Consider the following 21,991-nt stretch of genomic DNA (forward strand, 5'->3'; position numbering starts at 1 on the left):
ATGTTGCCCGCAGTGTCGAAAGCGTTGAGGGGAGCTGACCGCCGGTGGTCCAGTTCACCAAGTTGCGTCTGGCGGGCTTCAAGTCCTTCGTCGATCCGACCGAGATCTTTATCGACACCGGCCTGACGGGCATCGTCGGGCCGAACGGCTGCGGTAAGTCCAACCTTGTCGAGGCGCTGCGCTGGGCCATGGGGGAAACCTCGGCCAAACGCATGCGCGGCGGTGAGATGGAAGACGTGATCTTCGCGGGCAGCGCCGGGCGCCCGGCCCGCAACATCGCCGAGGTCGAGATCAGCCTCGACAACAGCGACCGCGGCGCCCCCTCGGGCCTGAACGACTGGGACGATCTCGCGGTCACCCGGCGCATCGAACGGGGTCACGGGTCCCACTACCGCGTCAACGGCCGCGACGTCCGGGCGCGCGACGTCCAGCTGCTGTTCGCCGACTCCTCGACCGGGGCCCACTCGACGGCGCTGGTCAGCCAGGGCCGCATCGGCGCTCTGATCAACGCCAAGCCGACCGACCGGCGCGCGCTCCTCGAAGAGGCGGCCGGGATCACGGGCCTCTACTCCCGCCGCCACGAGGCCGAGCTGCGGCTGCGCGCCGCGGAGACCAACCTGGAGCGGCTCGACGACGTCATCGAGACCCTCGAAACCCAGCTGCGCGGTCTCAAGAAGCAGGCGCGGCAGGCCAGCCGCTACCGCAATCTGGCGGGGCACATCCGGCGGCACGAGGCGATGGCCTGTCATCTGGAGGCGGAGCAGGCGCGACAAGCGCTGGAACAGGCGCGGGAAGCCCTGGCGGAGATGGAGGAGAAGGTCGCCGCGCGGACCGGAGACGCGGGGCGGGCGGCGACCGTTCAGGCCGAGGCGGCCGCCGCAATGCCCGACCTGCGCGCCGCCGCGGCCGCCGCGGGTGCGGCGCTGCAGAAGCTGATCCTGGAGCGGGAGGCCCTGGAGAAGGAGGAGTCCCAGGTCCGCCAGGCCCAGGAGCGCGCCCGCCAGCACTTGGTCGAAATCGAACAGGATCAGGCCCGGGCCAAGTCCCTCGCGGCCGATGCCGCCGACGCCCTGGAGCGACTGAGCGAAGAGGGCCAATCGCTGCGCGACGCCGAGGCCAACGAGGTCGAGACGCGGCAGGCGAGCGACGCCGCTCTGGCGGTGGCCGAGACCGCCGCCGCCGAGTGCGAGGCCAGGGTCGCGGAACGGACCAACGCCATCGCCGTGCAGGAAGCCCAGGCCGCCGTGCTCGAACGGCAGCACCGGGACGTGACCGACCGCCTGACGCGTCTGGACCGGCAGATCAACGAGACCGCGGCGGAGCGGGCCGAGCTGGAAGCCTCGCGGGCCGAGAGCGAGGCGCTCGCCCAGCTGCGGTCGCGCCTGGCCGAGCTCGAGGCCGCCCTCGCCGAAGCGCGCGGCAGCGCCGATCAGGCCGCCGAGACCCTGACGACCGCACGCCAAGAGGAGGCCGCGGCGCGTGAATCCCTGCAGAAGGCCGAGTCGGAACGCGCCAAGCTCGACGCCGAGAGCGCGGCCCTTGCCTCGATGCTGGTGCCGGAGCGCACGGAGTCGGGGGCGCCGCTGCTCGACTCGATCTCGGTCGAGGCCGGCTTCGAGACCGCCCTGGGCGCGGTTCTGGGCGACGACCTCCACGCGCCGGTCGACGAGACGGCGCCGCTCGCCTGGCGTTCCCTGCCGCCCTACGGGGCGCCGTCGGCGCTCCCGGAAGGCGCCGAGCCGCTGTCGCGCAGGGTCTCTGGCTCCGCCGTCCTCACCCGTCGCCTCGAGCAGACCGGCCTGGTGCCGGACCTCGCGACGGGGGCGCGGCTCCAGGCCGCGCTGCGGCCGGGCCAGCGCCTGGTCACCAAGGCGGGTGACCTGTGGCGCTGGGACGGCTTCGCCGCCCGGGCCGAGGCGCCGAGCACGACCGCGACGCGCCTGGCCCAATTGAACCGCCTCGCCGAGCTGCGCGCCGCCCTGCCAACCCAGGACCGCGAGATCGAGACGCTGAAGACGATCGCCGCGGGCGCGCGCGAAGGCGCCGAGCAGGCCCTGGTCGCCGAGCGTGCCGCGCGGCAGAGCTTCAACCAGGCTTTCGCCGAGGTGGAGAAGCTTCGCGAGGAGGAGGCGGGACTGTCGCGTCGGCTGGCCTCCTCGGACCAGCGCCTGGCGAGTCTGGCGGAGACGGCGGAGCGGCTGACGGCCGAGCAGGCGGAAGGCCGCCGGGCGCTGGCGGCCTGCGAAACCGAGCGCGACGGCCAGCCGGACCTCGCGGCGGCCAGAGCGGCGCTGGAGACCGACCGGGCCGAGTTCGCCGGCCTCCGGGCCAAGCTGGCCGAGGCTCAGGCCGAGGTCGAGCATCTGAAGCGCGCGGCGCGGAGCCGCGGCGAGCGGCTGCTGGCGATCGACGCGGAAGCCTCCTCGTGGAAGCGCCACGCGACCGACTCGGTCGCCCACCTCGAAGCGCTGGCGGGGCGCCGTGCCGAGGCCGAGGAAGAATTGCGGAAACTGTCGGGCAAGCCCGACGAGATCGTCCAGCAGCGCGAGGCGCTGGCCGAGCAGATCGGCGCCGCGGACCAGTGCCGCAAGGCCGCCGACGACGCCCTGGTGGCGGGCGAGACCCGCCTGGCGGAGGCCGACCGCGGATTGAAGAGCGTCGAGCAGGATCTCGCCGCCGTCCGCGAAGACCGGATCCGCGCCGAGGCCGGTCTCGAGCAGTGCACCCAGGCACTGACCGCGGTCAAGGAGAAGGCCGCCGAACGGCTCAACTGCGGCCTGGACCGCCTGCTCGAGGAGGCCGGGATCGATCCGGGCCAGGAGCTGCCGGCCCAGGCCGAGGTTCAGGCCAAGCTGGAACGGCTGGTGCGGGAACGGGAGAACATGGGCCCGGTCAACCTGCGCGCGGAGCAGGAAGCCGCCGAGCTCGACACCCAGATCGGCGACATGCAGCGCGAACGCGCCGACCTGATCTCGGCCATCGCCCGACTGCGCCAAGGCATCGCGAGCCTGAACAAGGAAGGCCGCCAGCGCCTGCTGGCCGCCTTCGACCAGGTCAACAGGCATTTCGAGGAACTGTTCCACCGCCTGTTCGGCGGCGGCAAGGCGCACCTCAAGCTGACCGAATCGGAAGACCCCCTGGACGCGGGGCTGGAAGTCATGGCCAGCCCGCCCGGTAAGCGGCTACAGGTCCTGTCGCTGCTGTCCGGCGGCGAGCAGGCGCTGACCGCGCTGGCGCTGATGTTCGCCGTCTTCCTGACCAACCCCGCGCCGATCTGCGTGCTCGACGAAGTCGACGCGCCGCTCGACGACGCCAACGTGGACCGTTTCTGCGATCTGGTGAACGAGCTGTCGCGCAGCGCCGAGACCCGGTTCCTGATCATCACCCACCACCGCATCACCATGGCCCGGATGCACCGGCTCTACGGGGTGACCATGGCCGAGCGCGGGGTCAGCCAGCTCGTGTCGGTCGACCTTGAAGCTGCGGAAGAACTGCGCGAGAGCGCCTGACCGGTAGTTCCGCCCGCGCCGCCTGAAACCCCCTGGTTTCGGTCCCTCCGGCGTGCCACCTTGCGGCTCCCAATTCGACCCCCGTTCCCGGAAGCAGAATGCAGCACGGCGGCAATCCGGCCACAGCGATCGCCTGGATGATGGGCGCTCTCACCTCCTTCGCGATCATGGCCGTCTCGGTGCGCGAGCTCTCTGCCGATCTTCACGCTTTCCAGATGCTGTTCATCCGCAGCGCCCTGGGCGTCCTGATCCTGGCGGCGATCGTGCAGTTCTCCGGTGGCGGCCCGAACTGGGCGCAACTGAAGACGACCAGGATCTGGGGCCATACCCTGCGCAACGTGATCCACTTCGCCGGCCAGGTGTTCTGGATCATCGGCATCTCCCTGCTCCCGCTGGCGACCGTTTCGGCCATCGAGTTCACCACGCCGATCTGGGGCGCCCTGCTCGCGGTCCTGCTGCTCGGCGAGCGGATGAACCGGGGACGGTGGATCGCCTTCGCCCTCGGCGTCGCCGGGATCCTGGCGATCCTGCGCCCCGGGCTCTCCGTGGTCAGCGCCGGGGCCCTGATCATGCTGGCCTGCACCTTCTGCTTCGGCGCGACCAACGCGGCGACCAAATGGCTGACCCGCAGCGAGCAGGCCCTGCCGATCGTGTTCTACATGGTGCTGATGCAGACCGGCTTCGGCGCGCTGGCCTCGATCCTGGTCTGGGCGCCGGTCGACGCGGACCACTGGCCGTGGCTCTGCCTGCTGGCGGTGACCGGCCTCTCGGCCCACTACTGCCTGACGCGCGCCCTGGCCGCGGCCGACGCGAGCTTCATCATGCCGTTCGAGTTTCTTCGCTTGCCGATCGTCGCCACCGCCGGTTTCGTGCTCTATGATGAAGTCTTCGATCCTGTGGTGCTGCTCGGCGCCGCGTTGATCTTCGTCGGCAACTACTACAGCCTGCGTCATGAGAGTCGCATAGCGCGCGCATGAGAGGCGTTCGCGCTGCCCGGATCCCGGATTGACGAGGTCGTGTTCGCCGGTCGGCCGCCAAAGTACGGACTCTGTTCGAAGGGAGCCGGTCGAAGGTCCGTCCAATCGGAGTGAATCCGCGCTAGATCAGATGTTTAGAGCCAAGTCGGCTCAGGTTAAGACAAACTGACCCGACCTTGCTCTAGGGTGCCAAGTGATTTAAGCGGAGACCGCGGGTTCTGGCGGCCTGCGAGGGTGCGAGAGGACGAAGGAAGCCGGAGCGTGGCGCAGGAAGGGGAACCATTGGCTCGCAGGTTCTTGACGGCTTGGGTCGGGCTGGCCCACCGCGCCGCTCTCGCGGTCGTCCTGCTAGCTTGCCTCAGCGCGGGCGGAGGTCTCTTCTTCGCGGCGGACACCTTGGCGATCAACACCTCGACCAAGGACATGCTCTGGGAAGAGCTGCCGTTCCGGCGCAACCTCGACGCCATGGAGGCGGCCTTTCCGCGGCTCGACGAGGAGATCCTGATCGTCGTCGAGGGCGAGATCGCCGAGCGCGCCGAGGAGGCCGCCGCTGCGCTCGCCGAGGGCCTCGCCGCCCGCCCCGACCTGTTTCAGGCGGTGTTCTATCCCGAGGCCGAGGAGTTCTTCCGTCGCAACGGCCTGCTCTACCTCGAACTGGACGCGCTGCACGCTCTGGCGGACCGCCTGGCCGAGGCGCAACCGCTGTTGGCCGCGCTGAGCGAGGACCTGTCGCTGGGCGGGCTCGCGGCCGTGCTCGGCCTGGCGTTGGAGGAGGGGGCGGGCGGGGAGGCGGCCGACGAGATCGGCGCCGAACTGGGGCCCGCGCTGGCCGCCATGGCCGACAGCGCCGAAGGCCTCGCAAAGGGCCGCCTGCGGCCGCTCTCCTGGCAGGCGCTGCTGTCCGAGGAGAGCCCGGCGGTCCCCGCCAACCGGCGCCTGATCGTGGTTTCTCCGGTGCTCGATTTTTCCACGCTGGAGCCGGCCCGCGCGGCCATCGGGGGCATTCGCGCGCTGGTCGCCGAGCTCGACCTCGTTTCCCAGCCGGATCTGCGGGTGCGGATCACCGGAGACCCGGTCATGCTGCAGGACGAGCTGAAGACCGTGCAGGAAGGCATCGGCCTGGTCGGCCTGCTCTCCCTGGTCCTGGTGACGATTCTTCTCGGCATCGGCCTGCGCTCCCTGCGGCTCGTCGGGGTCACGCTGACGACGCTGCTGATCGGTCTCTGCTGGACCGCGCTCTTCGCCGCGGTGGCGGTCGGGGAGCTGAACCTGATCTCCGTGGCCTTCGCCGTGCTGTTCATCGGGCTCAGTGTCGATTTCGGCATTCACTTCGCGCTCCGGGTCGAAGAGGAGATGCTGCACGGCGCCGACGTGCCGGCGGCGCTGAAGGCGGCCGCGGGCACAGTCGGCGGGCCTCTCGCCCTGACCGCGCTGGCGGCGGCGATCAGCTTCCTGTCCTTCCTGCCGACGACCTATCGGGGCCTGTCGGAGCTGGGCCTGATCTCAGGGGCGGGAATGTTCATTGCGCTGTTCGCCAACCTCACCGTGCTGCCGGCGCTCTTCGCGCTTTTTCCGCCCCGCCTCGCGGCGGCGCACAAGCCGAGCCGCGTCGGCATCCATCTGCAGGTCGTGCTCGAGCGCCGCGCCAAGGTCATCGTCGGCGTTGCGCTTCTTCTGGGCATTGTGGCGTTGCTGGCGGTCCCTTTCGCCCGCTTCGACGACGATCCGCTCAACCTGCGCGATCCCGACAGTCCCTCGGTGCGGACGCTCCTGGAGACGCTGGACGACCCCCGCATCGAGCCCTATGCCGTGAAGATCCTGACCGAGAACCTGGAGTCCTCGGTCGCGCTCGCCGGAGAGCTGGCGACGCTACCCGAGGTCGGGCGCACGGAGACCCTGCTCAACTTCGTCCCGGAGCAGCAGGACGACAAGCTCGCCGTGATCGACGAGATGGCCTTCTTCCTGGGCGGCGCGCTGGCCGGCGCGGGCGCTCCGGTCGGCGACAAGGAGCCGAGCGCGCGGCGCGCGGATTTCGAGGCGCTCAAGGCCGCCGTGACGGGGCTCGCCGGCCTGCCCGACCTGCCGGCGGCGACGCGGCTCGCCGACGCCCTGAGCCGATTGGACCCGACCCCGGCGAACCTGGCGCGGCTCGAGACCCTGCTGCTCGGTTACCTGCCCGGGCGCTTGACGGCGCTCGCCGAGGCCATCACCGCTGAACCCGTCGACGTGGACGCGCTGCCGGAGGCCCTCAAGGCCCGAAAGCTGACGGCCGACGGGCGCAGCCTGCTCGAGGTGTTCCCGGCCGAGAACCTGCGCGAGCGGGACGAGCGGACGCGTTTCGTCGACGTGGTGAGCGCCGTCGCCCCGCAGGCGACCGGTGCGCCCATGATCATCACGGCGGCCGGCAGGGCGGTCGTCGACGCCTTCCTGCAGGCCGCCGGGACCGCACTGCTGCTGATCACGCTGCTCCTGCTCTGGCGACTGAGGAACCTGCGCGACAGCCTGTTGGTGCTGGCGCCGCTTACCCTGGCCGCACTCCTGACCATCGCCGCGACGGTCGTCCTCGGGCGGCCGTTCAACTTCGCCAACGTGATCGTCCTGCCGCTGCTGTTCGGCCTCGGCGTGGCGGGTGGAATTCACATGGTCGCCCGGAGCCGCGACGAGGCGCGTGGGGCCGCGAGTGGGCGGGCGCTGATGTACACCTCGACGCCGCGCGCAGTCCTGTTCAGCGCGCTTACGACGATCGGCTCCTTCTGCGCCCTGGCGACCTCGAGCCACAAGGGCATGGCCAGCATGGGCGAGCTGCTGACCATTTCGATCGGCCTGACCATGCTGTCTGTTCTGATCGTGCTGCCGGCGCTCCTGGCACTGAGGCACGGCCTGTCGAGGGCTAGACCGTAAAGGGCTGCACGGTGTGCCCGTGGTTGAGCGGGCCGCTCCCGCCGCCCAGACCCGGCGCGGTCCTGATCGCCTCGCGCAGGTAGGCCCGGGCGCGCATCACGGCGCGGCGCAGTGGGAGCTGCTGGGCCAGCCCGGTGGCGGTTGCGGATGCCAGCGTGCAACCCGTGCCGTGGAGGCTGGTGGTCTCGATCCGCGCGTCTTCGAACAGCTTGAGGCCGTCTTCCGTTGCCAGGACATCGACCACGGTATCGCCTTCGAGGTGGCCGCCCTTGAGAAGGACGTTGCGGCAGCCCGTGGTGAGCAGCATCTCGGCCGCTTTTCGCATATCGTCGACGGTCTTGATCTCCAGGCCGGTAAGGCGCTCGGCCTCGGGGATGTTGGGTGTCAGCAGGGTCGCGATCACGGGCAGGCAGCGCTTCAGGGTCGCCACCGCCTCCGGGGTGATCAGGCTGTCTCCGCTCTGCGCCACCATGACGGGATCGACGACGATGGGCACCTGGTCGGCCAGAGGCGCCAGCACGTCGGCGACCGCCTCGATGACCGGCGAGTCGTGCAGCATGCCGGTCTTGACCGCGTCGACCCCGATATCCTCGATGACCCGCTCCATCTGTTCGCGGATGAAGGCGGGCTCGACCGGCAGAACGCCGGTCACCCCCCGGGTGTTCTGTGCGGTCAGGGCGGTCACGGCGGTCGCCGCGTAGCCGCCCAGCGCGGTAACGGTCTTGATGTCGGCCTGAATGCCGGCGCCGCCGCCCGAATCCGAGCCGGCTACGATCAGGACGCGCGCCATCATCGCCGACTGGCGCCCTGGGCGACCGCGGCCTGGCGGTCGTCGCCAGATTGGGCGCTCGCTTGAGAGATTGTCCGGGCAATCTCCTCGACGACCCGGCCGATCAGATCCTGGTCCTCGCCTTCCGCCATGATGCGGATCACCGGCTCGGTGCCTGACTTGCGGATGAGCAGCCGGCCGTTGCCGCCGAGTCCGGATTCGCCTTTGGCGATCGCGGCCTTGACGCCGGGGTCCTGAAGCAGGGCAGCGGCGTCGGCGACGCGCACGTTGCGCAGAAGCTGGGGCAGCGGTTCGAAGACCTGCATCACCTCGCCGGCGCTGCGTTCGGCGCCGACCAGGACCGCCAGCATCTGGAGCGCCGCGATCATGCCGTCCCCGGTGGTCGAATAGTCGGACATGATGATGTGGCCGGACTGCTCGCCGCCCAGGTTGTAGCCGTCGCGCCGCATCGTCTCGACGACGTAGCGGTCGCCGACCGGCGTCCGCACGAGGGCGAGCCCCCGGCTCGTGAGGAACCGTTCCAGCCCGAGGTTGGACATTACGGTGCCGACGATCCCGCCGCCCGTCAGCCGCTCCTGGTCCTGCCAGGAGCCGGCGATCAGGGCCAGCAACTGGTCGCCGTCGATCAGTTGGCCGCGCTCGTCCGCCACGATCAGGCGGTCGGCGTCGCCGTCGAGGGCCAGGCCGAGGTGGGCGCCGTTCTCAACCACGGCTTCCTGCATGCGCTGCGGCGCGGTGGCGCCGCAGTCGTGGTTGATGTTGAAGCCGTCCGGGTCGACCGCCAGGGGTACCACCTCGGCGCCCAGTTCGTAGAGCACGGTCGGGGCCACGCGGTAGGCGGCGCCGTTGGCGCAGTCGACGACGATCTTCAGGCCTTCCAGGCGCAGGTGGCGGGGAAAGGCGCTCTTGACGAACTCGATGTAGCGGCCCACGCCGTCTTCCATCCGCTGGGCCCGGCCCAGGCGGTCGGCGGCGGCGAGGTGCTGCGACACGCCGTCCGCCATGCGGGCCTCTATCCGCTGCTCCACCTCGTCGGAGAGCTTGTAGCCGTCCGGGCCGAACAGCTTGATCCCGTTGTCATAGTAGGGGTTGTGCGAGGCCGAGATCATGACACCCAGATCGGCTCTCAGCGACCGCGTCAGCATGCCGACCGCAGGCGCGGGCAGTGGGCCGAGCAAGACCACGTCCATGCCGACCGCGGTGAAGCCGGCGGCCAGCGCAGGCTCCAGCATGTAGCCCGAGAGCCGCGTGTCCTTGCCGATCACCACCAGGTGCCGGTGCTGTCCGCGGAGGAACTCCGTACCGGCAGCCATGGCGACCTTGAGGACCGTCTCCGGGGTGATCGGCTCGCTGTTGGCCTGTCCCCGAATCCCGTCCGTCCCGAAAAGCCGTCGTGTCATGGGCCGCTCAATCCGCTTTCCTGAAGTGCGCGCCGTGGCGAACGCCCGGGCGGCACCTGACGCTTAGTCGATCCGCCGCGCGGTTCCAAGGCTTATCGTTGCATAGCGCCCGAGTTTGCCCGAAAGAAGGCGCTCTGTCGGGGGGCGGGCATCGAGGGGCGATCCCCTCGAAAGCATTCAGCCAATCCATCGATCGTCTCTCACAGGACTTACAATAAGGCTAAGGCGCTCACACGGGATCCCCCTCGGCGGATCACGGTGCCGCTTTCTCGACCGCCCGCCACACCGCGAGAGCCTGGACTGTCTCGGCCACGTCGTGGACCCGCAGCAGTTGGACGCCCTGTTTCACGCCGGCAAGTGCCGCCGCGAGGGAGCCGGGTAGCCGCTCCTTCGGCGCCAGATCGCCGGCGATCTTGGCGATGAAGCTCTTGCGGCTGACGCCGAGCAGCATCGGGCAGCCGAGTCCGTGGAACATGGAAAGGTGGGAGAGGATCTCCAGGTTGTGCGCCAGGGTCTTGCCGAACCCGATACCAGGATCGACCGCGATCCGCGCCCGCGCGACGCCGGCTTCCTCGCAGGCCGCCACGCGGGCTGCCAGGTAGTCGAAGACGTCGAGCGCCGCATGGTCATAGCGTGGGCTCGCCTGCATGGTCTGCGGCTCGCCCTGCATGTGCATCAGGACCACCGGGACACCGGCCTCGGCCACCAGGTCCAGGCTGTCGGGGTGTCCGGTCAGCGCGGTGACGTCGTTGACGATGGCCGCTCCTGCGCCGAGCGCCTCGGCCATGACGGCGGGATGGCGGGTGTCGATCGAGACCCGCGCGCCCTGGTCGGCAAGAGCCCGGACGACCGGCACCACGCGGCGCAGCTCCTCGGCCTCGGTCACAGGCTCGGCGCCGGGTCGGGTCGACTCGCCGCCGACGTCGAGGATCGTGGCGCCGGCCGCCATCATGGCGAGGCCATCCTCGACCGCGCGCCCGCCATCGAAGCGGTCGCCGCCGTCGGAGAAGCTGTCCGGGGTGACGTTGATCACCCCCATGATCTGCGGCTCGGTCATGGCCAGGCCGGCGAAGTCGGGACGGGGCCCGCTCAGGTTCTTGAGCCAGGCCCGACCTGCCGCGGCTTTTTCAGCGTCGAGGTCGGCCAGCCGCGCGGCGATCCCGTCGAGCGCTAGAACCTCTTTCGCTGTTGCCGCAGCGCCGTCCCGCTGGACCAGCTCGCAAAGAGCGAAGCCTAGCGGACCGCCGGCCAGCATGGCCGCGCCGGGTTGTCCAACCAATGCGCAGTCCGGGCTCATGGGTCTGATGTAGAGGGACGCCTGACGCGGAGGGCGCGGTTCGTTCATGCCCTGCTGGCCTCGGATTGACAATCCGCCCCCGTCCGGGGGCTGAAAAGCCTGCGTTGCAGGAAAGTACGAGGCCCCGCTCGAGGGCGGGGCCTCCTTGTCGTCCGCCAATCCGGTTGCCGCGCTAGCTCTCGGGCTGCGGCTCCGGTTCCAGGCCGCCCGGGCCTTCCTTGCCCTCTCCGCGGGCGGGCTTGCCGCTCGAGGGGACCGAGGAGCGGCGGCCACTCTCGCCCGTCGTGCCGGTCTGGTCCGAGCGGTCGATCGGCTCGTCGTTGAGGATCGCGTCGACCTCGGGGCCGCTCAGGGTCTCGTACTCTAACAGGCCCTTGGCCAGCTTGTGCAGGTCGTCGATGTTGTCGGTCAGGACCTTGCGCGCCGTGGTCTCGGCCTCTTCGATGATGCGCCGGATCTCCTGGTCGATCATCTCCAGGGTCTCGCTGGAGATCGTCTGGCTGCGCGCCACCGAGTGGCCGAGGAAGATCTCTTCCTGGTTGTCGACGTAGCGCAGGCGGCCGAGCTTGTCGCTCATGCCCCACTCGGTGACCATGGCGCGCGCCATGTTGGTCGCCTGCTGGATGTCGTTGCTGGCGCCGGTGGTGACGTTCTCTTTGCCGTAGATCAGCTCCTCGGCGATTCGGCCGCCGTACATCATCGCCAGCTTGGCGGTCAGTTCGGCGTGCTTCCAGCCGTAGCGGTCCTTCTCCGGCAGGTTCATGGTGACGCCGAGCGCCCTGCCGCGCGGGATGATCGTCACCTTGTGCAGGGGATCGTTGCCCGGGACGTGGAGACCGACCAGGGCGTGCCCGGCCTCGTGATAGGCGGTCAGCGCCTTCTCCTCCTCGGACATCACCATGGAGCGCCGCTCGGAGCCCATCAGCACCTTGTCCTTGGCCGCCTCGAAGTCGGCCATGGTGACCACCCGCTTGCCCGCGCGGGCCGCGAGCAGGGCGGCCTCGTTGACCAGGTTGGCCAGGTCGGCGCCGGAGAAGCCCGGCGTGCCGCGGGCGATGGTCCGCGCTTCGACGTCGGGCGCCAGCGGCACCTTGCGCATGTGAACCTTCAGAATGCGCTCGCGGCCGAGGATGTCCGGGTTCGGCACGACGACCTGGCGGTCGAAGCGGCCGGGGCGCAGCAGGGCCGGGTCGAGCACGTCGGGCCGGTTGGTCGCGGCGATCAGGATCACGCCCTCGTTGGCCTCGAAGCCGTCCATCTCGACCAGCAGCTGGTTCAGCGTCTGCTCGCGCTCGTCGTTGCCGCCGCCCAGGCCGGCGCCGCGGTGGCGGCCGACCGCGTCGATTTCGTCGATGAAGATGATGCAGGGCGCGTTCTTCTTGCCCTGCTCGAACATGTCACGCACGCGGCTGGCGCCGACGCCGACGAACATCTCGACGAAGTCCGAGCCGGAAATGGTGAAGAACGGCACGTTCGCCTCGCCGGCGATCGCCCTCGCGAGCAGCGTCTTGCCGGTGCCCGGCGGGCCGACCAGGAGACAGCCCTTGGGGATCTTGCCGCCCAGGCGCTGGAACTTCTGGGGATCGCGCAGGTACTCGACGATCTCCTCCAGCTCAGTCTTGGCCTCGTCGATGCCGGCCACGTCGTCGAAGGTGACGCGTCCCAGCTTCTCGGTCAGCAGCCGCGCGCGGCTCTTGCCGAAACCCATGGCCTTGCCACCGCCCGACTGCATCTGGCGCATGAAGAAGATCCAGACGCCGATCAAGAGCAGCATCGGGAACCAGGAGATCAGGATCGAGAGCAGCGGGTTGACGTCGTCTTCCGGCGACACGGTGATCGCCACGCCATTCTCGAGGAGCGTCGGCACGAGATCGTGGTCCAGGGGCGCTTCGGTCTGGAACTGGCGGCCGTCGGAGAAATGACCGGTGATGTGCTGGCCCTGTATGGTTACATCGCGGATCTGGCCGTTGCGGGTATCCTGGACGAAATCAGAGAACTTGAGGGGCGTCGCCGGCCCCCGCGTCGAGGTGCCTTGGAACAGATTGAACAGCAGAAACAAAAGCAGAACGATGAAGATCCAGAGCACTGCATTGCGACTGAAATTCACGATATCGTCCCTTCCACCTTGTCCGCGCCGCGCCGCTGTCTGCCGTCCTGTATCTTAACCCTACCCCAGGGCTCCTCTTAGAGATAAGCGGCCGCGCCACCTAAGCAACTGTAAAATGGACCTGAGTCAAGGCCAAATCAGGCGCGAAGCGGCAATCCAGAGAAGCGCCGCCGGCCGCCGCGCCCGACCTCTCAAATCTAACATGGGGAACGGCCAGGACGCCACGCCCGTCTCGCAGCGCCGGCAACCCTGGTCTGGCCAGCGGCGGGATGCGCGCAGCTTCCGTCCGGCCCACGCTCCGGGAGATCTCCTGCCAGCCGTCGCGGCCCAGGGGACCGACGTGCAGACCCGGGAGGCCTGGCGCCGCCCCGCCGCGCAGCCCGATCTCGAAGCGGCCGTCCCAACGCAGGCGCTCGCCGGGACGGATCGGCCGGCTGGGCAGCGTTCGGGTCTCCCGCGCGACCAGCAGCTTGCCACGGCGCTGAGCAACCCGGCAGCCGGCCAGGGTCGCGCCCTTCGCCGTGCCGCCCCGCAGGGCGGCCAGCAGGCGGTCCAGAGACGCGCCCCGCGGCGGATAGACCGATCCCCCCAGCACGGCGAGGATGCGTCCCAGGGCGCGCCGAGCCGCTTCTTCCGAGGCCGCGCCGAAGATCTCGGGCCGGAGCCACGCGAAGCCCGCCGGGTCCAGGGTCACGGCTTCCGCCAGCAGCCGGTGTGTCGTGCGCTCCAGCGCGCCGCGCGCCCGCCCGAGGTTGCAGGCCGCGCCGGCCAGGCGCCCGGCGTCGAGGCCGGCGGCGGCGAGGTCCGGCCCGAGCCGGCGCAGGCGGACGCGGTCGAAGCTCTCGTCCCGGTTCGAGGGATCCTCGATCCAGGTGACGCCGTGCAGCTCGAGGGTGGCGCGCAGGCGGGCCCGCGGCACGGCCAGAAAGGGACGGATCAGGCGGGCTTCGGGTGTCTCGCGCAGCGCCGGCATGGCCGCGAGGCCGTCGAGTCCGCTGCCCCGCGCGAGCCGGAGCAGCATCGTCTCGGATTGATCCTCGCGGTGGTGGGCAAGCGCGAGGTGCAGGATTCCCCGCTGTCTGCATTCGCCGAGCAGGAGCCGGTAGCGCGCCTCGCGGGCCGAGGCCTGGCGGTTCGACTCGGCGGCCGGCCCGGTCGCGGTCAGAACCCGGGCCTCGAGGCCGAGTCCTTCCAGCCGGGTCTGGACCTCCGCGGCCTCTTCAGCGGAGCCGGGGCGCAGCCCGTGGTCAACCACCAGCCCCAGGATGCGGCCATCCCGCTCCAGGGCCCAGGCCTGCAAGAGGACCGCCAGCGCCATGCTGTCGGCGCCGCCGGAGACCGCGGCGGCGATCAGAGGCCGCGGCTCGAAGGGCGCGAAGGCCGCCATCAGCCGCTCCACCTCGGCCGCCGAGAGCGCGCCTGTCGCCGTCCCGGTCACGAGACGGGGGCCGGCTGCGCCGCCACGGCGCCGCAACACGCGCCCGCGGTCACGGGCAGGACAGCTTCTTCTGCTCGTTCTTGGCTTGCTGGAGGATGGTCGAGGAGGCCGAGCCGTAGCGCGCGTGGAGCTCGGCAAAGGTGCCGCAGGCGTCCTCGGTCTGGCCGAGTGCGGCCAGGGACTTTCCCAGCTTCAGCAGGTTGTCCGGCGCCTTCACGCTGTCCGGGTAGGATTCGTAGCCTTCCGCGAAGGTAATCGCGGCCTCGGTGTAGCGGCCCCGTACGTAGTACGTCTCACCGAGCCAGTACTTCGCGTTGCCCGCCAGCTTGTCGGCCGGGTACTGCTCCAGAAAGGCGCTCAATACCCGCTCTGCGCCGTCGTAGTCGTTGCGGCTGAGCAGGCCGAACGCGTACTCGTACTGCTCTTCCGGAGTCGCCCCCGAGTCGAGCTTGGCGACCTGGCGTGTCTCGCCCTGGGCGGCGGCGCCCTGTGCGGCCGAGGCCGGAGCAGGCGCCTCGCCGGCTGCGCTGGCGCCCTGCTCTGCGGGCGCGACAGCGCCGCCTTCGAGACGCTGCAAGCGTACGTCGATATCGGCCACCAGTTTGTCGAGCCTCTTGCCGAACTGCAGGATCTTGAAGTTCTGCTCCTCGATCTGGCCCGTCAGGCTGCGCAGCTCGGTCTCGAGCTGCGCAAGGCGTACCTCGAGCCGGGCCGCTTGGGTCTCGGATCCGCCGCCGGGCGCCAGCTCAGCCGGTGGTTCCTTGCCTTGATAGATGTAGCGCTGCAGCGTGGTCAGCTCGGTCTGCAGCCGGGTCACTCGGTCCATCAGGGTCTTGACGTCGCCGTCCTGGGCGACAGCGGCGCCGGGCGGCGCGCTCAGCGCCAGGACCAGGAGCAAGGGCGAGAACGCGCGGAGAGCCGCGTGGCGCCGGCTCCCGCCCAAAGACGAAGCGGGTTTGTTGGACCCTACGTTCATGGCGTGGCTCGGATACTTGCGGAACAGAAAACCGCGCGTTTATGCCTCAGTTTCTTGGCACAAATGTGGCGGCCGGGGCAAAAAGGCGCCGTCCCGGCGGCGGCGCGCGGCCGGGTGGGCGCTGGTACGGGTGCCCTGTTGAAAAACCCGCTCCGGGACGCGCGTCGGAGCGCGTCTCGGAGCGGGCTCAAGACGACAAGATCGGAGGGCCTTAACCCTTAGTTAACGACGAAGACGTCGCGCCGATTCTGGGCCCAGGCAGCTTCGTTGGAGCCGAGCACGGCGGGGCGCTCCTTGCCGTAGCTGATCGTCAGGACCCGCCCGCCGGAAACGCCGAGCGCCATGAGGTAGTCGCGCGCCGCGTTGGCACGGCGCTCACCCAGGGCCAGGTTGTACTCGCGCGTGCCCCGCTCGTCGGCATGACCCTCGATCGTGATGGTCGTGCGCGGCCGCTCTTCCATCCAGGCCGCCAGCTTCTGCAACGTCTCCTGGGATTCGGGCTTGAGGTCGTACTTGTCGAAGTCGAAGAAGATCCGGTCGCCGACATTGATCAGGAGGTTCTCCTGGTCCGACTCGGCTTCCGGTGTCCGAGGCGGTGCAGACGGCGTGATCGTGGTCGTTGCTGCACCTTCGGTGGTCTCTTGCGGTGCGGTCTCGCAGCCCGCCACGAGGAGCATGGCGGCGAACACACTGAGAAGCTTAAAGCGCATGTTTTGCCCTCTCAAGACAAGCCCCCCGGGCCGATGCCTCTAAATCGGTCCCCCTGGGCCTAGTTGGTAAGGTCCCTATTTGCTGGATGTCTCCGGTAAGTAGAGGCGGTCGCGACAGCTGAAATGATCTCGACTCCGGGCCTCCTGCCGCGCGCAGGCCAGCGGACTATAACGGCGCTCCCCTAGGGAATCAAGGGGGACCAAGCCGGGTCCGAGGCGTCGATCGGGGTCACCACCTCCCGTTCGTTAAACCCGGTCAGATCAATGGTATAGACCTTGCTGGTCAGCCGTCCTCGGGAGTCCGCCGGCGTCTGCCGGAAGAAGGAGAGTACGCGCCCGTTGGGCGCCCAGGTCGGGCTCTCGACCAGAAATCCGTTGGTTAACATCCGTTCACCACTACCGTCCGGACGCATGACGCCGATGTAGAACTCGCCGCCCGACATGCGCGTGAAGGCGATCAGGTCGCCGCGCGGCGACCACACCGGGGTCGCGTAGCGGCCCTGGTTGAAGCTGATCCGGTGTACGTTGCTGCCGTCGGCATCCATGACATAGATCTGTTGGCTGCCGCCCCGGTCCGAGTTGAAGGCGACCTGACGGCCGTCGGGCGAGAAGGACGGCGAGGTGTCGATTGCCGGGTGGTTGGTCAGCCGCCTGACCTTCCGGGTCCGCAGATCCATGGTGTAGATGTCGGAATTGCCGTTCTCGGCCAGGCTCATGATGACCTTGTTGCCGTCGGGCGAGAAGCGCGGGGCGAAGGTCATGCCGGGAAAGTCGCCCAGCACCTCCTGCTGACCCGTGTTCAGGTTGAACAGGTAGACCCGCGGGATTTCGCCGATGTAGGACAGGTAGGTGATCTCCTGGGTGGTCGGCGAGAAGCGCGGGGTCAGGACGAGCTCGTTGCCGTCGGTGAGGAAGCGGTGGTTCTCGCCGTCCTGGTCCATGATGCCGAGCCGCTTGGTCCGGCGATTCTGGGGGCCGCTCTCCGCGACGTAGACGATCCGGGTGTCGAAGTAGCCGTCTTCGCCGGTCAGGCGCTTGTAGATCACGTCGGTGATGATGTGGGCGACCCGGCGCCAGTTGGACGGGGTGGTGAAGAACGCGAAGCCGGCGATGTTCTCCTCCGCGAAGACGTCCCACAGGCGGAACTCGACTCGGAGCCGGCCGTCGTTCTGCATCTCGAGGCTGCCCTGAACCAGGGCCTGGGCGTTGATCACGCGCCAGTCACCGAAGCGCGGGCCCTTCAGCAGGCTCTCGGCGTTCTGCGTGAAGGCCGCCTGGTCGATCGGCCGGAACAGCCCCGAGCGCTCCAGGTTGGCCGAGATCACCTCGGCGATCGACCTGCCGGTGTTCCGCTCTTCGCCGTCCGCCGCGTAGAAGCTGGTCACCGCGATCGGCAGCGGATCGACGAAGCCCTCGGTGATGTCGACGAAGAGCTGGGCCCGCGCCGGCCCGGACGCCGCGAGGAGCCCGGCGGCGCAGAAGGCGGCCGCGAAAAGAACGCCTTGAAGTCGTTTCATTGCTCTCATGACTCGTTTCTGCTGGTTGAGTTCAATCTGAGGTCTGTACGTACGTTTTTCACCGGTCAGCCTCCGAACATCCTGGCCGGATCGAAGCGAAGGGTCATCTCGCGCCAAACGTCATACTTCTTGGTCGGCAGATCGAAGGGCGCGCACTCCAGAATCGCCCGCCGGGCGTTCTCGGCCGCGCTGCGGTAGAAAGCGTCGCTCGTGAAGCGGTCCTCCTCGACGAAGTCAATGCGCATCACCTCGCCGGAGCGGTCCAGTGTGACCCGGATCACGATGACCAGGTTCTCGGCGGCGCGCGCGCCGGGATCGATCCGCCAGCAGCGCGCCATCTGGCTCGCGATCAGGCGCGCCAGCGTCGCCTGCTCGATCCGGCTGGTCGGCGGCTGCTCGGCGGTCTGGGTTGCCGTTGCCGGGGTCTCCTCGGCGGGGCTCTGCTGTCTGCGCATCTTGTCCACGTTGCGCAGGATCGTCGTCAAGCGGTCTTCCTCTTCCTTCTTCGGCTCGGGCTTGGCGCGCACCGTGGCCTTGATCTTCGGTTTGCTCGGCGGCTTGGGCGGCGGCGCCTTCTCGGGTTCCGCGATCGCCTCCGGCGCCGGCTGGTCGTCGGGCTTGGGCACCGCGAGCTCCTCCGGTTCGGGCTCGGGGACCGGCGCGGGCTCGGGCGCCGGCTTCGGCAGATTGGCCGGCACCGTGGGCCGCTCCGGGTCGGGTTCCGGCTTCGGTTCCGGGCGGGGCTGCGGCTTCGCCTCGACCGGCTTGGGCTCCGGCTTGGGCGGCGGGCTGTCCTCCTCGGCGAGCGACACCAGCTCGACGGGGATCGGCGGCGGCACGTCCTCCACGGACACCAGCGACGGCAATCCCACCACGAGGACGAGGATCACCGTCAGGTGGAGCAGTCCGGAATAGAGCGCCGCGCGTCCCATCGAGCCGTTCCGCGATCAGTTCCGCTTTCCCTTGCGCGGCAGCTCCGAGACCAGCGCCAGGCGCGTGAAGCCCGCCGTGTTGACCCGGGTCATCACTTCCATGATGCGCCCGTAGTCGACCGCACGGTCGCCGCGCAGGTAGATCCGGGTGTCCGGCTTGTTGTCGGTGATGGCGACCAGGCGCGGCACCAGCTTTTCGATCTCGATCGGATCCTCCTGGATGAAGACGGCGCCCTGGTTGTTGATCGAGATGACCAGAGGCTCCTCGGGCTGCGAAAGCGCCTTGGCCTGGGTCTTCGGCAGGTCGACGGGCACGCCCACGGTCAAGAGCGGGGCGGTCACCATGAAGACGATGAGCAGCACGAGCATGACGTCGACGAAGGGCGTGACGTTGATCTCGCTGATCGGGCGGTAGCGGCCGCGCGTGCCGCTGCGTCGTTCGCGTGAGGTGAAGCTGCCGGCCATGGCTCAGTCCTGTTCGTCGAGCTGTCGCGAGAGGATCGCCGTGAACTCGCCGGCGAAGGCCTCGAGCCGCGCGGCGTAGCGGCCCAGGTCGGTCGACAGCTTGTTGAAGCCGATCACCGCCGGGATCGCCGCGACCAGCCCGAGCGCGGTGGCGAAGAGCGCCTCGGCGATGCCGGGCGCGACCACGGCCAGCGTCGTATTCTTGGCCGCCGCGATCGAGGTGAAGGCGTTCATGATGCCCCAGACGGTGCCGAACAGGCCGATGAAGGGGGCCGCCGAGCCGACCGAGGCGAGGAATATCATATGGCGTTCCAGGCGCTGCATCTCGCGGCCGAGGGTGATGTCCATGACCCGCTCGATGCGCTGCTGCAGGCCGGCCCGGAGGCGCCCGGCGGTGGCCGAGACCGCGGCCCGCGAGCGGCGCCACTCGCGCATGGCCGAGACGAAGATGGCCGACATGGGGTCCGGCGGGTGCTGGTCCAGCTCCTCGTAGAGCTCGTCCAGGGAACCGCCCGACCAGAAGGTGTCCTCGAAGCGGTTGGCGAGGCTGCGCAGGCGCCGGATGCGCACGGCCTTCTCGAAGATGATCGCCCAGCTCCAGAACGAGGCCAGGATCAGGATGACGATCACGGCCTTCACGACGATGTCGGCGTCGAGAAATAGGCCCCAGATGGTCAGGCCGTGATCGAGGCTGCCGCCCAGATCGACCGATTCAACGGCTTCAGTCTCCATGGCTAAGGTCCATTTCCGTTTCGGCCGGCGTCGCGCCGGCGCTCTTCGCTTGGAACAAATGCGCTGAGGGCGTCGCGGAGATCGGCCGGGATCCGAACCGGCCGGCCGTCCTGCCCGACGCAGGCGATCCCGACCTTCATCTCGACCAGCGGCGTGCCGGCGCGGGCGATGGTCTGTACCGCGTCCATCGAGGCGGCGCCGAGGCGGGTCAGCCGGGAGCGGACCTCCAGCAGGTCGTCCAGGTAGGCGGGCTTTCGGTAGTCGGCGGAAACGTTCCGCACCGCGAAGACCACGCCCCGCTCCCGCGCGACGCTGCGCTGCTCGACGCCGGCGAGGCGCAGGATCTCGGTCCGCGCCCGCTCGGCGAAGCGCAGGTAGTTGGCGTAGTAGACGATGCCGCCCGTGTCCGTGTCCTCGTAGTAGATCCGCACCGGCAGGATATGCTCGCCGTCCTCAATCCGGCCCGAGGTCCCGGTCACGCCGAGGTCTCCGCGTCGTCGCCCGGTGTGCCCTCGGCCAGGAGGTCGAACTGCCCGGCCCCGGCCGGCCGCTCGAGGCCTAGATAGCCGTAGCCGCCCGCAGTCAGCATGCGGCCCCGTGGCGTGCGCTGCAGCAGTCCCTGCTGGATCAGGTAGGGCTCGATCACCTCCTCGAGCACGTCGCGCTGCTCGGACAGGGCGGCGGCCAGGGTCTCCACCCCGACCGGGCCGCCCTCGTAGCTGCCGGCGATACAGCCGAGGTAGCGCCGGTCCATGGCGTCCAGGCCCCGCTGATCGACGTCGAGGCGCCGCAGCGCCGCGTCGGCCACCTCGGCGTCGACGACCCCGCTGCCGGCGACCGCGGCGAAATCCCGCACCCGGCGCAGCAGGCGACCAGCCACCCGCGGCGTGCCGCGCGAACGCCGGGCGATCTCCAGCGCCCCTTCCGGGGTCAGCTCCATCTTCAGGACCCGCGCGCCCCGCTGCACGATCTGCCTGAGTTCCTCCGGCAGGTAGAAGTTCAGCCTGAGCGGAATGCCGAAGCGTTCGCGCAGCGGCGTGGTGATGCGGCCGGATCGGGTCGTTGCGCCGACCAGGGTGAAGGGTTCCAGATCGATGCGGACCGACCGCGCGCCGGGTCCCTCGCCAATGACGAGATCCAGTTGGAAGTCCTCCATGGCCGGATAGAGAATCTCTTCGACCGCCGCGCTCAGGCGGTGAATCTCGTCGATGAACAAGACGTCGCGCGGTTGAAGATTGGTTAAGATCGCAGCGAGGTCGCCGGCGCGCCCGATCACCGGCCCCGAGGTGGCATGGAAGCCGACCCCCATTTCCCGGGCGACGATCTGCGCCAGGGTGGTCTTGCCGAGCCCCGGCGGCCCGAAAAATAACACATGGTCCAGGGCGTCGCCGCGCGTCCGGGCGGCCTCGATGAAGACCGCCAGATTCTCGCGCAGCTGAAGCTGGCCGGTGAACTCGGCGAGGCTGCCGGGGCGGAGCGAGACCTCGGTTTCCGCGTCACCGGCGGCAAGCTCGGCCGTCACGGGGCGTGCCGGGGTCATGACGAGAGCTCCTTCAGCCCTTCCTTGACCAGGGACTCGAGCGCCAGGTCCCCGCCGAGCCGGCCGCTCGCCCTGGCCACCGCGCCGAAGGCGTCGCCGCGCTGGTAGCCGAGGTTGACCAGGGCGGAGACCGCGTCCTCTGCAGCCTGGCCCAGTTCCGGCGCCGTGCCGGACTCGGCGGCGCCGGCCGGCGCCGCCGGCTTCAGGACCAGGCCGCCCGCCTCGTCCTTGAGCTCGGTGACGATCCGGGCCGCCAGCTTCTGGCCGACCCCGCTGGCCCGGGTCAGCTGGGTCTTGTCCTGGGCGGCGATTGCCTGGATCAGCTGTCCGGGCGAGAGCACCGAGAGGATCGCCAGCGCCATCTTCGCGCCGACCCCCTGGACCGTGGACAGGAGCCGGAACCAGTCGCGCTCGTCGGCGTCGAGAAAGCCGTAGAGATGGATATGGTCCTCGCGCACGTGGGTCTCGACCAGCAGGGAGAGCGGCTGGCCGGCGCCGGGCAGGCCTCCCAGGGTCCGGCGCGAGCAGAAGGTCACGTAGCCGACGCCGGAGACGTCGACCAGGGCCCAGTCCTCGCCCAGGGAATCGAGGCGTCCAGTCAGCTTGCCGATCATGTGCCGGGCCTTGCCGCGTCGCGCCCGCCCGGCTGGCCGCCCGACCAGCGCCGCCGGGTCGCGGCGTGGTGGCTGTGGCAGATCGC

The 21,991-nt window shown here is 69.6% G+C and carries 17 protein-coding genes; 3 read left to right on the top strand and 14 right to left on the bottom strand.

Annotated features, from left to right (window positions below):
* Window positions 1-44: 44 nt before the first annotated feature.
* The 3 genes from smc to QNJ67_11975 all read left to right on the top strand — a co-directional run bounded on the left by smc (window position 45) and on the right by QNJ67_11975 (window position 7,387).
* Window positions 45-3,509, top strand: coding sequence for a chromosome segregation protein SMC (gene smc / locus QNJ67_11965; protein ID MDJ0609682.1), 3,465 nt, complete (start codon window positions 45-47; stop codon window positions 3,507-3,509).
* Window positions 3,510-3,607: 98 nt separating this feature from the next.
* Window positions 3,608-4,486, top strand: coding sequence for a DMT family transporter (locus QNJ67_11970; protein MDJ0609683.1), 879 nt, complete (start codon window positions 3,608-3,610; stop codon window positions 4,484-4,486).
* Between the two features lie 282 nt (window positions 4,487-4,768).
* Window positions 4,769-7,387: an MMPL family transporter gene (locus QNJ67_11975; GenBank protein MDJ0609684.1), complete on the top strand. Its 2,619-nt coding sequence runs from the start codon at window positions 4,769-4,771 to the stop codon at window positions 7,385-7,387.
* Here QNJ67_11975 and thiD read toward each other — a convergent pair.
* The 14 genes from thiD to ruvA all read right to left on the bottom strand — a co-directional run bounded on the left by thiD (window position 7,377) and on the right by ruvA (window position 21,905).
* Entirely contained in the window at window positions 7,377-8,180 is an 804-nt protein-coding gene (gene thiD, locus QNJ67_11980) for a bifunctional hydroxymethylpyrimidine kinase/phosphomethylpyrimidine kinase (protein MDJ0609685.1), read from the bottom strand. The two genes, QNJ67_11975 and thiD, sit on opposite strands and share 11 nt — an antisense overlap.
* Complete coding sequence (gene glmM / locus QNJ67_11985; GenBank protein ID MDJ0609686.1) at window positions 8,177-9,577, bottom strand: phosphoglucosamine mutase; 1,401 nt, start codon at window positions 9,575-9,577, stop codon at window positions 8,177-8,179. The genes thiD and glmM overlap by 4 nt, the downstream gene beginning before the upstream one ends.
* 253 nt (window positions 9,578-9,830) lie before the next feature.
* Window positions 9,831-10,922, bottom strand: coding sequence for a dihydropteroate synthase (gene folP / locus QNJ67_11990; protein MDJ0609687.1), 1,092 nt, complete (start codon window positions 10,920-10,922; stop codon window positions 9,831-9,833).
* Window positions 10,923-11,046: 124 nt separating this feature from the next.
* Entirely contained in the window at window positions 11,047-12,984 is a 1,938-nt protein-coding gene (ftsH, locus tag QNJ67_11995) for an ATP-dependent zinc metalloprotease FtsH (GenBank protein MDJ0609688.1), read from the bottom strand.
* A 97-nt stretch (window positions 12,985-13,081) separates the two neighbouring features.
* Complete coding sequence (gene tilS / locus QNJ67_12000) at window positions 13,082-14,419, bottom strand: tRNA lysidine(34) synthetase TilS (GenBank protein ID MDJ0609689.1); 1,338 nt, start codon at window positions 14,417-14,419, stop codon at window positions 13,082-13,084.
* 49 nt (window positions 14,420-14,468) lie between these two features.
* The gene (ybgF, locus tag QNJ67_12005; GenBank protein ID MDJ0609690.1) at window positions 14,469-15,395 is read right to left on the bottom strand and encodes a tol-pal system protein YbgF; all 927 of its coding nucleotides are present in this window, start codon (window positions 15,393-15,395) and stop codon (window positions 14,469-14,471) included.
* Between the two features lie 218 nt (window positions 15,396-15,613).
* Window positions 15,614-16,105 (bottom strand): peptidoglycan-associated lipoprotein Pal, encoded by a 492-nt coding sequence (pal, locus tag QNJ67_12010; GenBank protein MDJ0609691.1) that lies wholly within the window; start codon window positions 16,103-16,105, stop codon window positions 15,614-15,616.
* A gap of 182 nt (window positions 16,106-16,287) precedes the next feature.
* Window positions 16,288-17,631, bottom strand: a complete 1,344-nt coding sequence (tolB, locus tag QNJ67_12015) for a Tol-Pal system beta propeller repeat protein TolB (GenBank protein ID MDJ0609692.1) — start codon at window positions 17,629-17,631, stop codon at window positions 16,288-16,290.
* 56 nt (window positions 17,632-17,687) lie between these two features.
* A complete protein-coding gene (locus tag QNJ67_12020) occupies window positions 17,688-18,554 on the bottom strand; it encodes a hypothetical protein (protein MDJ0609693.1) in 867 nt (288 codons plus the stop codon).
* Between the two features lie 15 nt (window positions 18,555-18,569).
* Window positions 18,570-19,019 (bottom strand): protein TolR, encoded by a 450-nt coding sequence (tolR, locus tag QNJ67_12025; protein MDJ0609694.1) that lies wholly within the window; start codon window positions 19,017-19,019, stop codon window positions 18,570-18,572.
* A gap of 3 nt (window positions 19,020-19,022) precedes the next feature.
* Window positions 19,023-19,751: a protein TolQ gene (gene tolQ / locus QNJ67_12030; GenBank protein MDJ0609695.1), complete on the bottom strand. Its 729-nt coding sequence runs from the start codon at window positions 19,749-19,751 to the stop codon at window positions 19,023-19,025.
* Window positions 19,752-19,753: 2 nt separating this feature from the next.
* A complete protein-coding gene (gene ybgC, locus QNJ67_12035; GenBank protein ID MDJ0609696.1) occupies window positions 19,754-20,230 on the bottom strand; it encodes a tol-pal system-associated acyl-CoA thioesterase in 477 nt (158 codons plus the stop codon).
* Window positions 20,227-21,291, bottom strand: coding sequence for a Holliday junction branch migration DNA helicase RuvB (ruvB, locus tag QNJ67_12040; protein MDJ0609697.1), 1,065 nt, complete (start codon window positions 21,289-21,291; stop codon window positions 20,227-20,229). Before ruvB ends, ybgC begins: the two co-directional genes overlap by 4 nt.
* Window positions 21,288-21,905: a Holliday junction branch migration protein RuvA gene (gene ruvA, locus QNJ67_12045; protein ID MDJ0609698.1), complete on the bottom strand. Its 618-nt coding sequence runs from the start codon at window positions 21,903-21,905 to the stop codon at window positions 21,288-21,290. The genes ruvB and ruvA overlap by 4 nt, the downstream gene beginning before the upstream one ends.
* Window positions 21,906-21,991 lie beyond the last annotated feature (86 nt).

The organism is Kiloniellales bacterium (genome assembly GCA_030064845.1).
In the GTDB taxonomy this organism is placed as follows: domain Bacteria; phylum Pseudomonadota; class Alphaproteobacteria; order Kiloniellales; family JAKSDN01; genus JASJEC01.

Excerpts from the sequence above, each read along its gene's own strand:
- tolQ (MDJ0609695.1), bottom strand. The coding sequence starts at position 19,751 with ATGGAGACTGAAGCCGTTGAATCGGTCGATCTGGGCGGCAGCCTCGAT.
- folP (MDJ0609687.1), bottom strand. The coding sequence starts at position 10,922 with ATGAACGAACCGCGCCCTCCGCGTCAGGCGTCCCTCTACATCAGACCC.
- tolB (MDJ0609692.1), bottom strand. The coding sequence starts at position 17,631 with ATGAGAGCAATGAAACGACTTCAAGGCGTTCTTTTCGCGGCCGCCTTC.
- thiD (MDJ0609685.1), bottom strand. The coding sequence starts at position 8,180 with ATGATGGCGCGCGTCCTGATCGTAGCCGGCTCGGATTCGGGCGGCGGC.
- glmM (MDJ0609686.1), bottom strand. The coding sequence starts at position 9,577 with ATGACACGACGGCTTTTCGGGACGGACGGGATTCGGGGACAGGCCAAC.
- tolR (MDJ0609694.1), bottom strand. The coding sequence starts at position 19,019 with ATGGCCGGCAGCTTCACCTCACGCGAACGACGCAGCGGCACGCGCGGC.
- QNJ67_12020 (MDJ0609693.1), bottom strand. The coding sequence starts at position 18,554 with ATGGGACGCGCGGCGCTCTATTCCGGACTGCTCCACCTGACGGTGATC.
- ruvB (MDJ0609697.1), bottom strand. The coding sequence starts at position 21,291 with ATGACCCCGGCACGCCCCGTGACGGCCGAGCTTGCCGCCGGTGACGCG.
- QNJ67_11970 (MDJ0609683.1), top strand. The coding sequence starts at position 3,608 with ATGCAGCACGGCGGCAATCCGGCCACAGCGATCGCCTGGATGATGGGC.
- ruvA (MDJ0609698.1), bottom strand. The coding sequence starts at position 21,905 with ATGATCGGCAAGCTGACTGGACGCCTCGATTCCCTGGGCGAGGACTGG.
- pal (MDJ0609691.1), bottom strand. The coding sequence starts at position 16,105 with ATGCGCTTTAAGCTTCTCAGTGTGTTCGCCGCCATGCTCCTCGTGGCG.
- ybgF (MDJ0609690.1), bottom strand. The coding sequence starts at position 15,395 with ATGAACGTAGGGTCCAACAAACCCGCTTCGTCTTTGGGCGGGAGCCGG.